Raw genomic sequence first — 13,594 nt, forward strand, 5'->3', positions numbered from 1 at the left:
AGGTCGTTCTAAAACAGCAGGCCCCGCACACCCGAAAGCATGCCAGCGTGGGCCTGCCGGGGCAGCCTGATACTGCCCCGCATCGATGCTTCAGCCGCGCGGGCAGATCTCATCGTTCGAGAAGAAATAGGCGATTTCGCGCTCGGCAGAGGCCGGAGCATCAGAGCCGTGTACGGCGTTGGCATCAATGCTGTCAGCGTAGTCGTGACGCAGAGTGCCTGCAGCGGCTTCGGCCGGGTTGGTTGCGCCCATGATCTCGCGGTTCTTGGCAATGGCATTCTCGCCTTCCAAAACCTGAACCATAACCGGACCAGAGGTCATGAACTGGACCAAAGCACCGAAAAACGGACGCTCTTTGTGCTCGGCGTAAAAGCCTTCAGCCTGCTCCTGGCTCAAATGAACCATTTTTGAGGCAACGATGCTCAGGCCAGCGGCCTCAAAGCGGCTGTAGATGGCGCCAATCAGGTTCTTGGCAACGGCATCGGGCTTAACGATGGAAAAAGTGCGTTCAATAGCCATGTTCAGTAAAGCTCCACTGTGTACGAATTGAGTCGGGCGCGGATTATACGTGGCTGGAGCCGCCGTTACCATGGCTCCGGGGCGGGTTTTACCCGACTTGACACGGGCCGGACCCAAGTCGCAAGGCGACGGGCGTCAGGGCCGACGGGTGGAGCAGCTGTAAATCAACCGAAACAGGGGCCAAAGCGTCAAAGGCGGTCCCACACCGAGGCATCCAGCGCAACGCCGGTCGCCCGGCCCCGCGAGAGAAATCGGTTCTCAAACTCACGCGGTGACAGTGGCTGGCTGAAATAGTAGCCCTGAATGCTGTCGACGCCCAGGGTCTCCAGGCAGTGCATTTGGGCAGCGGTTTCCACGCCTTCGGCCACCACGGTCATGTCCAGACTGTGACCCATCTTCACCATGGCACCAACCATCGCTTCATCCTGACTGCGCTGGGCGATGTCGTTAATGAAGGTTTTGTCGATTTTCAGCACGGTAAACGGCAAATGACGCAAATAGGACAGGGATGAATAGCCCGTCCCGAAATCGTCCAGCGCCAGTTGCACGCCCGCGTCCTTGAGCACATTCAGTTCACGCACGACCCGCTCGGATGCATTAACCAGCAGCCCCTCGGTCACCTCCAACTGCAACGAATTGGGGTTCAGCAACATCTGACCCAATACGCTCTTAACCGCAGCCAGAATGCTCCCGTCCTGAAACTGGCGCGGGGAGACGTTTATCGACATCAGCATCGGAATTTCGTATTGGCTCTGCCAGTGACGCAGTTGGGCGCAGGCCTCTTTCAGCACCCACTGCCCAATCTCGCCAATCACCCCTATCTGCTCGGCTATGGGTATGAACACCTCCGGAGAAACCCGCCCCAACGCCGGGTTGTTCCAGCGAATCAGAGCTTCCATCCCTTTCAGACTGCGATCTTCCGTTGCGACAATAGGCTGGTAAACCAGTGCCAGCTCGCCCCGCTCCAGCGCCCCGCGCAGATGCTGATCGATCCGCAGCCGCTCGGCCGCCTGAATGTTCATCGACTGGGTAAAGAACTGGTAACCCCGGCGGCCGCTGGCCTTGCTTTGAGCCAGGGCGCTGTCGGCCTCCCGTATCAGCGTCTCACCGTCCCGGCCATCGGAAGGCCCCAGGCTGACGCCAATGGAGGCCGATACGGCCAACGAATGCGAATTGACGGCAAAGGGTTCGGACATGCTGGCCAGAATGCGCCGCGCCACCAGTTCGGCGGCCATACCATCCTGGATGTGCGGTAACAGCACGATAAACTCATCAGCACCGTAATAGCCCAGCAAATCGCCTTTCTTAACGACAGACCGCAGCCGCACCGCAACGCTCTCCAGCAGTTGATTGGCCAACTGATGCCCGAGGGCTTCGTTAATGTCTTTGAAGAAATCGAGGTCCATCATCAGCACGGCACACAGATGATTGCGTTCTATCGCGACGTGTAAGGCTTCCTCAAGCCGCTCCCGCATGTAACGGCGGCTGTTGAGGCCGGTCAACGGATCTTTGTTCGCCTCCTGACGGACAGTTTCGAGCTGCTGATGCGCTTCCAGCACCCGGTAGTCGGCAGCGCGTTTGAGACGCCGGTAGTGAAGTGACCAGAGCATCAGAATGGCACCGCCAAACACCAGGCCGGTCGCTGTAGCAACCCAGACAGACCAGGGCGTGGCCAGCGATTGCAGTGACCACCAGGCGGCACCTTGCCAAAGCAACAATAAGCCCAAACTGATCCAACGTTTGTGTCGCACAGGCAATCCGCCGGTTTGGTTCTACCCTGATATCAGTGGGCAGCTATGTCCTTGATCCGGGCAACCATGGCTCTCAATCCGTTACCGCGCGTTGGACTGAGATGTTTGACCAGATCCAGCTGCGAAAAATAAGCTTCGGTATCGAAGTCTAGAATCTGTTGGCGTGTCTTGCCATTGTAGGCAGCTAAAACAATGGCGAGCAAGCCCCGAACAATGTGGGCGTCGGAATCGGCCTGAAAACGGATCTGGTCACCGTCGACGTCATCGACCAGCCACACCTGGCTCTGGCAACCGCGAACGATTCGCTCGTCGGTTTTCAGAGCATCGTCCATCGCCGGCAAATCCTTCCCCAGGTCAATGATATAGCGGTATCGGTCTTCCCAGGAGTCGAAGAAAGACAAGGTTTCAACGATGTCGTCGCTGGTGACATCAGTGCCGAATTCGGTGCTCATAGCTGACCTGTTTGTTTGAAAATGGGTAAAGTAGTACTTTAGTGGGGTGTCGTTTTTTGGCTCGTTGGTTCAGGCAGTTCTGCTAAAAAAACAGACCGGTCTCGAGCTGGGCTTCTTCGGACATTTTGTCACGACTCCAGGGCGGGTCAAACACCAGTTCAACCGTCACCGACTCGACACCGGGCACCTTGGCCACCCGGTATTTTACATCGTCGACCAGCACCGGACCCATGCCACAGCCCGGGGCGGTCAGCGTCATCTCGACCATAACGTGATGGCCTTCTATGGCCACCTTGTAGATCAGCCCCAGTGCGACCACATTCACCGGAATTTCCGGGTCGAAAATGGTCTCCATCGCCGCCCAGACCTGGGCTTCGTCGATCTCGCCATCGGCCCGGGGTTCGAATTCCAGGCGCTGCGGTTCAAAGCCCAGAGCATCAGCGTCGGTACCGTCAATGCGGGCCATGTTACCGTTGTGCACCACGGTGTAATTCCCGCCGAGCGACTGTGTCAGGGTAACAAAGCTGTCCTGCGGGATGGTGATGGGCGTACCCACCGGCACCAGCCGGGCTTCAACATCACGCTGGGTAACCACCATGCGTTTTTCCATCAGTGCGCGGTCTCCGCCAGGTCGCTGTCGGCCGATTTATCGTCGACCACAAAGCTTTCACCACACCCGCATTCGGCGGTCACGTTCGGGTTACGGAACTTGATCACCCGGTTGATGCCGTCTTTCGCGAAATCGATCTCAGTGCCCTGAACAATGGGCAGGGCGTCTTTCTGCACAAAGAGTGTGACGTCATCGGCCATGCTCAGACGCACATCGGTTTCATCCGGCTGGGTCACCAGATCCACAATGTACATATAACCGGAACAGCCGCTTTCCTTGATCGACAAGCGAATGCCCTGGGCACCGGCATCCTGTATCTGGCGGCGGCTGTGCTCCACGGCGGCGGCGGTCATGGTCAGCCGGGCTGACTGACTCGGATCAAAGGATTCAACACTCATGGTCGTACTCCTGTCTCACAAAGGGGCTGCTTGCCTGTCGGTCTACAACCCACCGGGGGCCACAGACACGATATGGGGTCAACAGCGCTTACATCAAAAAGGTTTTGGCCTTGTCGAGCCCGGCAAAGAGCGCGTCGACATCGGCACGGGTGTTGTACAGCGCAAAACTGGCGCGCACGGTGCCGGTCAACCCGAACCGGGTCATGATCGGCATGGCGCAATGGTTGCCTGTGCGCACCGCAACGCCCTGCTGGTCCAACAACATGCCCAGGTCTGCCGGGTGAGCGCCTTCGAGCACAAAGCCCATTACGCCGGCACGATGATCGGCATCGCCGACCAGCGTCAGCCCCGGGTAGTCTTTGGCGCGGCTGACGGCATAGTTGAGCACATCGGCTTCATGCGCGGCGACCGCGTCGCGATCCAGGCTGTTAATAAACTCGATCGCCGCCCCGGTACCAATGGCACCGGCCACGTTCGGCGTGCCAGGCTCAAACTTGAACGGCAGCGTATTGTAGGTTGTGCCCTCAAACGACACGGTTTCGATCATTTCGCCACCGCCCATAAACGGCGGCATCGCCTCCAGCAATTCGCGCTTGCCATACAACACGCCAATGCCCATGGGGCCGTACATTTTATGAGCAGAAAAGGCGTAAAAATCGCAATCCAGCGCCTGCATGTCGAGCGGCCAGTGCGCCACTGCTTGTGCGCCGTCGATCATCACTTTGGCACCAACGGCATGAGCCTGTTCAATAATGGCCTCAACCGGGTTAACGGTGCCCAGCGCATTCGATACATGAACAATAGACACCAGCTTGACGCGCTCGTCGAGCAAGTCGGTGAAGGCGACCATATCCAGTTGCCCGCGGTCGTCCACCGGAATGGGCACCAGCTCGGCACCCGTCTGGGCGCCCAAAATCTGCCAGGGCACGATATTGGCGTGATGCTCCATGCCGGAGACCAGTACCCGATCGCCCTGCTTGAGGTTATCGCGACCCCAGCTGAACGCCACCAGGTTAATCGCCTCGGTGGTGCCCTTGGTCCAGATCACTTCATCGGTGCTGCGCGCGTTGATGAAGCCACGCACCGATTCACGCGCCTGTTCGAACCGGGCGGTGGCCCGGTCACTCAGGGTGTGTGCACCGCGATGCACATTGCTGTTGTCGTGCCGATAATAACCGGCAATGGCGTCAATCACGGCGTTCGGCTTGTGCGTTGTGGCACCGTTATCCAGATACACCAGCGGTTTACCGTTCACCTGCTGGTCAAGTATCGGAAACTGAGCACGTAAGGCATCAACATCAAAGCTCATACCAGGTGCCTCGCCAACTCGTCTTCTTTGGCAAACAAGGCGGCCAGCATGGGCCGCAACAACTGTTTGACCGGTTCATCATCGAGCGTTTCGAGCAGCTCATTGATGAACCCGAAGCTCATCATCACTTCCGCTTCCTGCCGGCTGATACCGCGCGAGAGGAAATAAAACATCGAGCCTTTGTCGAGCTGGGCGACGGTTGCACCGTGGGCGCATTTGACGTCGTCGGCGTAGATTTCCAGTTCCGGCTTGGTATTGATCTCAGCCTTGTGACTGGTCAGCAAATTCTTGTTGCTCAGCTCGGCCAGCGTTTTCTGCGCATCTTTATGGATATGAATGCGACCGTTAAATACTGCCTTGGCTTCATCACCGATAATGCCGCGAAACACTTCATTCGACGTGCCGTGCGGTACTTCGTGTTCAAGCGTTGTGTGGTAATCGACGTGCTCTTTGCCCTTGGGCAAGTAGACGCCATTCAACTGCAAATGCGCGCCGCTGCCGCAATGGCGAACAACAATGTCCTTGCGTTTCAGTACACCGCCCAACGCCATATGAAAGCTGTTCATCTGGCTGTGCGCACGTAATACAGCTTGCACCGAGCCCAGGTGACGAACATCCCCGGTTTCGAGCAGCAGGTGATAGTGCGTCAGCTTGGCGCTGTCACCGACCTCAATCTCAGTCACCGGATTAATAAACACCGGTCCGTCCGATTCACTCGAAAAGGTTTCCACCAGCGTCATCTGGCTGCGCCCGCCCAGATCCAGCATCAGCCTTACCGGCACGGCGCGGCCGTTGGCACTGGACGACAGCACCTGATTGATGTGCAGCGGTTTTTCCAGAACGGTTTCCGGTGCCACGTCAATCCACACGGCTTCCGCCAACAAGGCCTGATTGAAGGTGGTAAACAGCTGATCGCCCGCCAGGGTTTTAGACAGCCGGTCTTCAAACTGTGCACGTTGTTCAGGCGTTGCTTTTGACAGCAGTCGTACGGTCACGCCTTCGGGCAAGGCGTCATGATCAGCCACTTTGCCATCGACCAGCGTAATGACCGTACGGTCCCAGTCTTCAAAGACGGTTCCGGTGCCAGTGCCGGGCTGTTCCGCCAGCGACCACTCGGTATCGAGCATGGATTTCAGCGGCGTGTACTTCCAGGCTTCGGTCTTGCGGGTCGGCCATGGGGTGGCGGCAAATTGCGACCAGGCGCTCGCGCGCCAGTCTTTCAGCCAGCCCCAGTCAGACTGTGCCTGCAAGCCCTGATGGGCCTGTTCTGCCTGCATCGGGTCGGACACTTAGGCCACCTCCTCGTCGATCCAGCTGTAACCGTGTTTTTCCAGCTCCAGCGCCAGTTCGCGGCCACCGGATTTCACGATGCGGCCCTTGGCCAGCACGTGCACGTAATCCGGCACGATGTAATCGAGCAAGCGCTGATAGTGAGTAACAACGATGATGCCGCGGTCCGGGCTGCGCAGCGCGTTCACGCCCCGGGCAACCACTTGCAGGGCATCGATATCGAGGCCGGAATCGGTTTCATCCAAAATGCACAGGCTCGGTTCCAGCAACATCATTTGCAGCAACTCGTTGCGCTTTTTTTCACCGCCGGAAAAGCCTTCGTTCACACCGCGCTTCAGGAAATCCTGCGGCAGATCGACGGCCTTGCACTTCTCGCGGGCGAGCTTGATGAAATCCATCGAGCTCATCGCCTCTTCACCACGTGCGGTGCGAATGGCATCGACGCTGGCTTTCAAAAATTCCATGTTAGACACACCGGGAATCTCAACCGGGTACTGAAACGCCAGGAACACGCCGGCACGGGCACGATCTTCGGCTTCCAGTTCGAGCAGGTCGCTGCCTTTATAGGTCACCGTACCGCCCGTCACTTCGTAACCGGGGCGACCGGCCAATACGTTGCCAAGGGTGCTTTTGCCAGCCCCGTTCGGGCCCATGATGGCATGCACCTCACCCGGCTTAACCTCCAGGTTCAGACCGTGCAGAATGGCGGTATCCTCAACCCGGGCGTGCAAATCGTTAATGTTCAGCATGTTTCCATCTCTTTCATTCAAATTCGGTTCATCGCGAGTGCGCACAGGGCCGGCTAAACCGGCCCGGGAACTTAACCTACGGCACCTTCCAGACTGACTTCGAGCAACTTGCCGGCTTCAACGGCGAACTCCATCGGCAATTCGCGGAACACGTCTTTGCAGAAGCCGTTAACGATCATCGAGACCGCTTTCTCGGCATCGATGCCGCGTTGCTGACAAAGGAATAGTTGGTCGTCGCTAACTTTCGAGGTGGTCGCCTCGTGCTCAATCACTGCCGTCGGGTTTTTCGACTCAATGTACGGGAAGGTGTGTGCCCCGCACTTGTCACCAATCAACAGAGAATCGCACTGGGTGTAGTTACGCGCACCTTCAGCGCCCGGGTTCATTTTTACCAAACCGCGATAACTGTTCGAGCTCTGCTTGGCGCTGATGCCCTTGGCAATAATGGTCGAACGCGTATTCTTGCCCAGATGAATCATCTTGGTGCCGGTATCGGCCTGCTGGTGGTTGCTGGTCAGCGCGACTGAATAAAACTCGCCGATGCTGTCATCCCCTTTCAGGATGCAAGACGGATATTTCCAGGTAACCGCCGAGCCAGTCTCAACCTGTGTCCAGGAAATTTTCGACCGGGTGTGGGCGATACCGCGCTTGGTGACAAAGTTGTAGATACCACCCTTGCCTTCGGCATCACCGGGATACCAGTTCTGCACGGTCGAGTATTTGATGTCGGCATCGTCCAGCGCTACCAGTTCCACCACAGCCGCATGCAACTGGTTTTCATCGCGCATTGGCGCGGTGCAGCCTTCGAGGTAACTGACCTGGCTGCCTTCGTCGGCGATGATCAGGGTGCGCTCGAATTGGCCGGTTTTGGCTTCGTTAATGCGGAAATAGGTCGACAATTCCATCGGGCAACGCACGCCCTTGGGAATGTAGACGAAAGAGCCGTCGGAAAAGACCGCCGAGTTCAGAGCCGCGTAGAAATTATCTTTCTGCGGCACAACCGAACCGAGGTACTTCTTAACCAGTTCCGGGTATTCATGCACGGCTTCTGAGATTGGGCAGAAGATCACCCCGGCGTCTTTCAGTTTCTGGCGAAAGGTTGTTCCGACAGACACACTGTCGAACACCATATCGACCGCAACCCCAGCCAGCACTTCCTGCTCGTGCACGGGGATGCCCAGTTTTTCATAGGTGCGCAGCAACTCGGGGTCGACTTCATCCAGCGATTGCGGACCGTCTTCCATACTCTTGGGCGATGAATAGTAAGACAGTGCCTGAAAATCCGGTTTCGGATACACCACATGCGCCCACTCCGGTTCTTTCATCTCCAGCCAGGCACGATAGGCCTTCAGACGCCACTCGAGCATCCATTCGGGCTCCTGCTTCTTGGCTGAGATCAGACGAATCACGTCTTCGTTCAAACCGGGCGGAATGGTCAGCGACTCGATATCGGTTATCCAACCGGCCGAGTACTCCGACTTCAAATACTGGTCTATGTTTTCACTCATGGTATTCCCCTGCGAAGGTCAGGTGGTCGCCGTTTTTGCCTGCGTGCGCAAGGCCTTCACGGCGTCCCTAATACGGTGTATGGCTTGGTCCACCTCTTCACGGGTGGTGAAACGGCCCAGGCTAAAGCGCAAGGAGCCGTGTGCGGCCTGATCACTCAAGCCCATGGCTTTTAATACGTACGAAGGCTCAACGCTGGCGGACGTACAGGCGGAGCCGGTCGATACCGCGATGTCGCGCAGCGCCATCATCAGCGATTCGCCGTCGACGCCGCCAAAATGGACGTTCAGATGGCCCGGCGTACGCGGGGCCTGGCCGCCGTTAATGTGTATATCACCAAGGTCGGCAATGCCCTGCCAGAGGTCATCGCGCAGTGTCGCAATGCGCTGGCCTTCATCTGCCAGGTGTTCGGACACCAGATTGGCTGCGGTGCCAATTCCGACCAACTGATGCGTGGCCAGGGTCCCCGAGCGCATGCCCCGTTCATGGCCGCCACCGTGAATCTGGGGCAACAGCGTCAAGCTGGAACGACGCCGCACATAAAGGGCGCCAACGCCCTTCGGGCCATAAAACTTGTGGGCTGAAACCGACACCAGGGTGGCTTGCCAGTCATCAACATTCACCGGAATCTTGCCAACGGCCTGGGCCGCATCGACATGAAACCAGATATCATGGTCGGCACACACCTGACCAATACCGGCGACCGGGTTCAGCACACCGGTCTCGTTATTGGCGGCCATAATGCTAACCAAACGGGTATTGGGCTGCAGCGCCTGAGCGACAGTTTCAGCCGAAATAACGCCATCGGCGTCGGGCAGGAGCACCGTCAGGCCATAGCCCTTTTGCTCCAGGTACCGCGCCGGATCAAGCACGGCTTTGTGTTCTGTTGCAGCCACCACGATATGGCAGTCTTGCGGCGCGAATTGTTCAGCAACGCCTTTGATCGCCAGGTTATTGCTCTCGGTCGCGCCGCTGGTCCAGACGATTTCGCGGCTATCGGCTCCCAGCAAATCGGCCACCTCATTGCGGGCGTCTTCCACGGCTTCTTCGGCTTGCCAGCCAAGCAGGTGGGAGCGCGAGGCCGGGTTGCCATAGATGCCATCGCGGGTCAGGTGCGCCATCATCCGCTCGGCGACGCGTTCATCGACCGGCGTGGTGGCGGCATAATCAAAGTAGATCGGTTGCGTACTCATAGCTGACTGGCCAAAATAGTGGCTTCGTTCGGGGCGTCGGTACGCCCGGTTTTCAAATATTGATTCTGGCGCTGGCTGACGGCCTGAATATCACGCCGCCCGACCAGATCGGCCAGGGAAATCCCGTGCAGGAAATCATGAATTTGCTGGCTCAGGTCTTGCCAGAGGTGGTGTGTCAGGCAGACTTCGCCCTGCTGACAGCCGGTTTTGCCCTGGCATTTGGTGGCATCGAGCGACTCACTGACGGCATCCACCACATCGGCCACACTGATCAGTTCGCTTGGACGGCCAAGCTGGTAACCACCGCCCGGCCCGCGCACTGAGGTCACCAGAGTATGACGGCGCAGTTTGGCAAACAGCTGTTCCAGGTAAGACAACGAAATGCCCTGCCGCTCGGATATGTCGGACAAACTGATCGGGCCTGTCTCCTGGTTCAGCGCCAGATCCAGCATCGCCGTTACCGCATAGCGGCCTTTGGTCGTCAGTCTCATGCGGGTGATCCCCCGAGTAGCCGGAAGTGTCTGTCTATGAATGAAGTCGAGCCCCCACCCAAGACGCAGGCAAGGCTCTATGGGCGCGAATTATAAATACCTGAGTAAAACAGTCAACTATTGCCCGTTAAAAAGCCCACAAGGCCCGGCCACCCCTCGTGACACCGAATCACGGGTCCCATGTCAGGCACGTTATTGATGCAAAAAAATAACAAATTGCCACCTTTCGTTTACAAAACACTCAGGCTGGACTAGTTATAACGTAAGACGAACAACAACAATAACGAGTGGTCAGGGCCAACCTGAACCGTTCCGGAGTCGCTGCCATGCTATCTCTTACACCCCCTCGCCTGGCCGGGAGGGTCCGACTGTGCTGAGTGTTTCCCAGGCCAGCCTGGCCTTTGGCGGGATCAAGGCGCTGGACGATGTGTCCTTTACTGCCGCGCCCGGCGAAATCACCGCCATCATCGGCCCCAACGGCGCCGGTAAAACCAGCTTGTTCAATATCATCTCCGGGTTTTACAGGCCACAGCAGGGGCAGATTCTGTTTGATAAGCAAAACATCACCAGAATGCGGGCCGACAAGCGCGCTGAACTTGGCATCGCCCGCACGTTCCAGAACATCGCGCTGTTTCGGGGAATGTCGGTGCTGGAGAACATCAAGCTCGGTGGCCATACCCGGCTGAGCACCGGTTTCTGGGCGTCCGGATTCTTTTATGGTGGGGCCCGGCGCGAAGAAGCCCGGCTGCGCGCCGAGATCGAACGGGACGTGATCGACTTTCTGGAGCTGGACCACATACGCAAGGCCCCCGTCGCCGCCCTGCCCTATGGCTTGCAGAAGCGGGTTGAACTGGGCCGGGCACTGGCGATGCAGCCGCAGGTACTGTTGCTCGACGAGCCCGTTGCCGGCATGAACCGGGAAGAAACCGAAGACATGGCCCGTTTCATTCTGGATATTCAGGCCCGGTGGGGCACTACCATTTTGCTGGTCGAACACGACATGGGCATGGTGATGGACATCTCCAACCAGGTGGTGGTGCTCAATTTCGGCCGCCAGATCGCCAAGGGCACACCGGACCAGGTGCAGGCCAACCCGGCCGTTATTGAGGCCTACCTGGGCACCAGCGACCGCAGTAAAACCGACGCCGGGGAGGTGACCGCCTGATGGGCCAGTTCATTCAGTACATCATCAACGGGGTCATCTCCGGCAGCATTCTGGCGCTCATCGCCCTGGGCATTGTGGCCGTATTCAAGGCGACCAAAGTGGTTAACTTTGCCCACGGCCACCTGATTCTGTTCGGTGCCTACTTCTATTTCACCTTTTCCGTCGTTCTGGCCGATGCGCCCTTTATGCCAGCCTGGGTAAGCAGCTGGGAACCGGCCTGGTTAATCGCCTACGCGGGCGATGCCCCCATGTTCTCACCCAGGGCCGCCATTGCCAGCTGGGTCAGTGACCTGCCGCGCATTCTGTTGGGGCTTGTGGGTGCCCTGGCGGCCAATGCCGTACTGGCGCTGATCATTGAGCGTCTGATCATGCGCCCACTGCTGGGCCAGTCCGCCTTTGCGATGATTCTGTCGACCGTGGGGCTAATCTGGGTGCTGGAAGGCAGCGCAGGCCTTATCTGGACCGCGGAAGCCGAGCAGGTACCTGCGCTCGGACCCAACTTCCCAATCCGCTTCCAGCTGTTCGACCAGAACCTGTTCCTGTTCAGCGGCTCACTCGTTAACTTGCTGGTCGCCCTGCTCCTGTTCGCCAGTTTGATGCTGGTACTGCGGTATACCCGCTCCGGCGTGGCCATTCGCGCAACGGCGGAAGACCAGAGCACCGCCTACGCCATGGGCATTAATGTGCCCCGGGTGTTTTCTACCGCCTGGCTGGTTGCTTCAACAACCGGTGCCGTAGCCGGGGCCATTCTGGCCAGCCGCAATGGCTTGTCGCCTGCTATAGGACTCTTTGGTCTGTCGGTACTGGCGGTCGTGTTGATGGGCGGTCTGGATTCCTTCGCCGGCGTACTGATCGCCTCGATGCTGGTGGGTATTCTCAGTTCAATGGCGCAATGGAAACTCGGCGGCGGTGTGGCTGAAATTGTGCCCTATGTTGCGGTTCTGGTGGTGATTCTGATTCGGCCCCATGGCTTTATGGGCCAAGAGGAGATCGAGCGAATATGACCAGCATTGTCCATGACACCGACTCAAACCACCCTGACCACAGGATAACGCCATGATCACCGGACACTTTAAGACGGATTACAGTGCCGATGAGGGCATCTGGTCGAACTGGCCGAAACGCTGGGGGTTGGTAGCCGCTTTGGTTGGCCTGGCGATTTTCCCGTTCGTTGCCAGTAATTATGCATTGCTGCTGGCCGGTCAGATCGGCATCTTTATCGTCGCCGTAGTGGGTCTGAACGTATTGATTGGCTACACCGGCTTGATGTCGCTCGGCCACGGTGCTTTCTTTGCGGTCGGCGCTTACACCACTGTTGCCATCCACCATGAGTGGCCGCTCACATTTCCTCTGATCACGCTGGTTATTTCAACGGTCGTTGCCGCGGCCTTTGGGGTGTTGTTCGGCTTGCCGTCCTTGCGGGTGAAAGGGCTCTACCTTGCCGTGGCCACCCTGTCGGCCAATTTCATCATTTTGTTTTTGATCGAACAGGAGTGGCTGGCCGAATGGACCGGAGGGATCAGCGGCACCGAAACCCCCAACGCCGTTTTCTTCGGCGTTGAGCTGGTGTCCCAGCAGGCCAAATACTTCTTCATCATGCCGGTGATGGTGCTGATGCTGCTGTTCGCGCAGAACCTGTTCCGCACCCGCTTTGGCCGTGCCCTGATCGCCATTCGCGACAAAGACTACTCGGCCGAGATTCTGGGTATTGCCCTGTTTAGCTACAAGCTCAAAAGCTTCGCCATCTCAGCCGCCTATTGCGGCGCGGCGGGCAGCCTGTGGGCTTACTTTTTCCCGGCTATACTGCCGGAAGACTTTGGGTTGAACATGTCGATCACACTGGTCGTCTGTCTGGTCGCCGGGGGCATGGGGCGCACACTGGGGCCGATTTTCGGCACCATTCTGATTCTGCTGGTGCCAGAGTTGCTCAAGATTGTCGCTGCCAGCATTACCGGTGGGGACGCAACCGCCCAGACCTGGGTGAGCCCGACACGGGATATTTTATTTGGCCTGATGATCATCGGCTTTTTGATATTCGAGCCAATGGGACTGGTCAACATCTGGGACCGTTTCTGGCGCTTTATGTCGCGCTGGCCGTTTGCGAAGTAGGAAGAAGCTGCGAGCTGTTAGCTCAAAACTCGCAGCTCGAAGCTCGCAGCTC

The 13,594-nt window shown here is 57.9% G+C and carries 14 protein-coding genes; 3 read left to right on the plus strand and 11 right to left on the minus strand.

Annotation, left to right across the window (positions count from 1 at the left end; all coding sequences use genetic code 11):
- Positions 1 to 90: 90 nt before the first annotated feature.
- The 11 genes from ndk to iscR form a co-directional block, all read right to left on the minus strand.
- A complete protein-coding gene (ndk, locus tag EP166_RS05725; protein ID WP_127555805.1) occupies positions 91 to 519 on the minus strand; it encodes a nucleoside-diphosphate kinase in 429 nt (142 codons plus the stop codon).
- Between the two features lie 188 nt (positions 520 to 707).
- Positions 708 to 2,270, minus strand: a complete 1,563-nt coding sequence (locus EP166_RS05730; protein WP_127555806.1) for a putative bifunctional diguanylate cyclase/phosphodiesterase — start codon at positions 2,268 to 2,270, stop codon at positions 708 to 710.
- A 32-nt stretch (positions 2,271 to 2,302) separates the two neighbouring features.
- The gene (locus EP166_RS05735; RefSeq protein WP_127555807.1) at positions 2,303 to 2,722 is read right to left on the minus strand and encodes a SufE family protein; all 420 of its coding nucleotides are present in this window, start codon (positions 2,720 to 2,722) and stop codon (positions 2,303 to 2,305) included.
- 82 nt (positions 2,723 to 2,804) lie between these two features.
- Positions 2,805 to 3,332: a putative Fe-S cluster assembly protein SufT gene (gene sufT, locus EP166_RS05740; RefSeq protein WP_127555808.1), complete on the minus strand. Its 528-nt coding sequence runs from the start codon at positions 3,330 to 3,332 to the stop codon at positions 2,805 to 2,807.
- The gene (locus EP166_RS05745) at positions 3,332 to 3,730 is read right to left on the minus strand and encodes a HesB/IscA family protein (protein ID WP_127555809.1); all 399 of its coding nucleotides are present in this window, start codon (positions 3,728 to 3,730) and stop codon (positions 3,332 to 3,334) included. The genes sufT and EP166_RS05745 overlap by 1 nt, the downstream gene beginning before the upstream one ends.
- Positions 3,731 to 3,818: 88 nt before the next feature.
- On the minus strand, positions 3,819 to 5,039 hold the full coding sequence (locus EP166_RS05750; protein ID WP_127555810.1) for an aminotransferase class V-fold PLP-dependent enzyme: 1,221 nt from the start codon (positions 5,037 to 5,039) through the stop codon (positions 3,819 to 3,821).
- Entirely contained in the window at positions 5,036 to 6,328 is a 1,293-nt protein-coding gene (gene sufD / locus EP166_RS05755; protein WP_127555811.1) for a Fe-S cluster assembly protein SufD, read from the minus strand. Before sufD ends, EP166_RS05750 begins: the two co-directional genes overlap by 4 nt.
- Entirely contained in the window at positions 6,329 to 7,078 is a 750-nt protein-coding gene (sufC, locus tag EP166_RS05760; protein ID WP_127555812.1) for a Fe-S cluster assembly ATPase SufC, read from the minus strand.
- Positions 7,079 to 7,149: 71 nt separating this feature from the next.
- Positions 7,150 to 8,586, minus strand: a complete 1,437-nt coding sequence (gene sufB, locus EP166_RS05765; protein ID WP_127555813.1) for a Fe-S cluster assembly protein SufB — start codon at positions 8,584 to 8,586, stop codon at positions 7,150 to 7,152.
- Between the two features lie 18 nt (positions 8,587 to 8,604).
- Positions 8,605 to 9,777: an IscS subfamily cysteine desulfurase gene (locus tag EP166_RS05770; RefSeq protein ID WP_127555814.1), complete on the minus strand. Its 1,173-nt coding sequence runs from the start codon at positions 9,775 to 9,777 to the stop codon at positions 8,605 to 8,607.
- A complete protein-coding gene (gene iscR, locus EP166_RS05775) occupies positions 9,774 to 10,268 on the minus strand; it encodes a Fe-S cluster assembly transcriptional regulator IscR (RefSeq protein WP_127555815.1) in 495 nt (164 codons plus the stop codon). The genes EP166_RS05770 and iscR overlap by 4 nt, the downstream gene beginning before the upstream one ends.
- A 370-nt stretch (positions 10,269 to 10,638) precedes the next feature.
- Between iscR and EP166_RS05780 the strand changes: the two genes are divergently transcribed.
- From EP166_RS05780 to EP166_RS05790, 3 genes are read left to right on the plus strand one after another with little or no spacing between them, the layout of a single operon-like run.
- Positions 10,639 to 11,433, plus strand: a complete 795-nt coding sequence (locus EP166_RS05780; protein ID WP_246026222.1) for an ABC transporter ATP-binding protein — start codon at positions 10,639 to 10,641, stop codon at positions 11,431 to 11,433.
- Positions 11,433 to 12,437 carry a branched-chain amino acid ABC transporter permease gene (locus tag EP166_RS05785; protein ID WP_127555817.1) on the plus strand — a complete coding sequence of 335 codons (1,005 nt, stop codon included), beginning with the start codon at positions 11,433 to 11,435 and terminating at the stop codon, positions 12,435 to 12,437. The genes EP166_RS05780 and EP166_RS05785 overlap by 1 nt, the downstream gene beginning before the upstream one ends.
- 52 nt (positions 12,438 to 12,489) lie before the next feature.
- On the plus strand, positions 12,490 to 13,542 hold the full coding sequence (locus EP166_RS05790; RefSeq protein WP_127555818.1) for a branched-chain amino acid ABC transporter permease: 1,053 nt from the start codon (positions 12,490 to 12,492) through the stop codon (positions 13,540 to 13,542).
- Positions 13,543 to 13,594 lie beyond the last annotated feature (52 nt).

Source organism: Saccharospirillum alexandrii (assembly GCF_004000275.1).
GTDB classification, from domain to species: Bacteria; Pseudomonadota; Gammaproteobacteria; order Pseudomonadales; family Natronospirillaceae; genus Saccharospirillum; species Saccharospirillum alexandrii.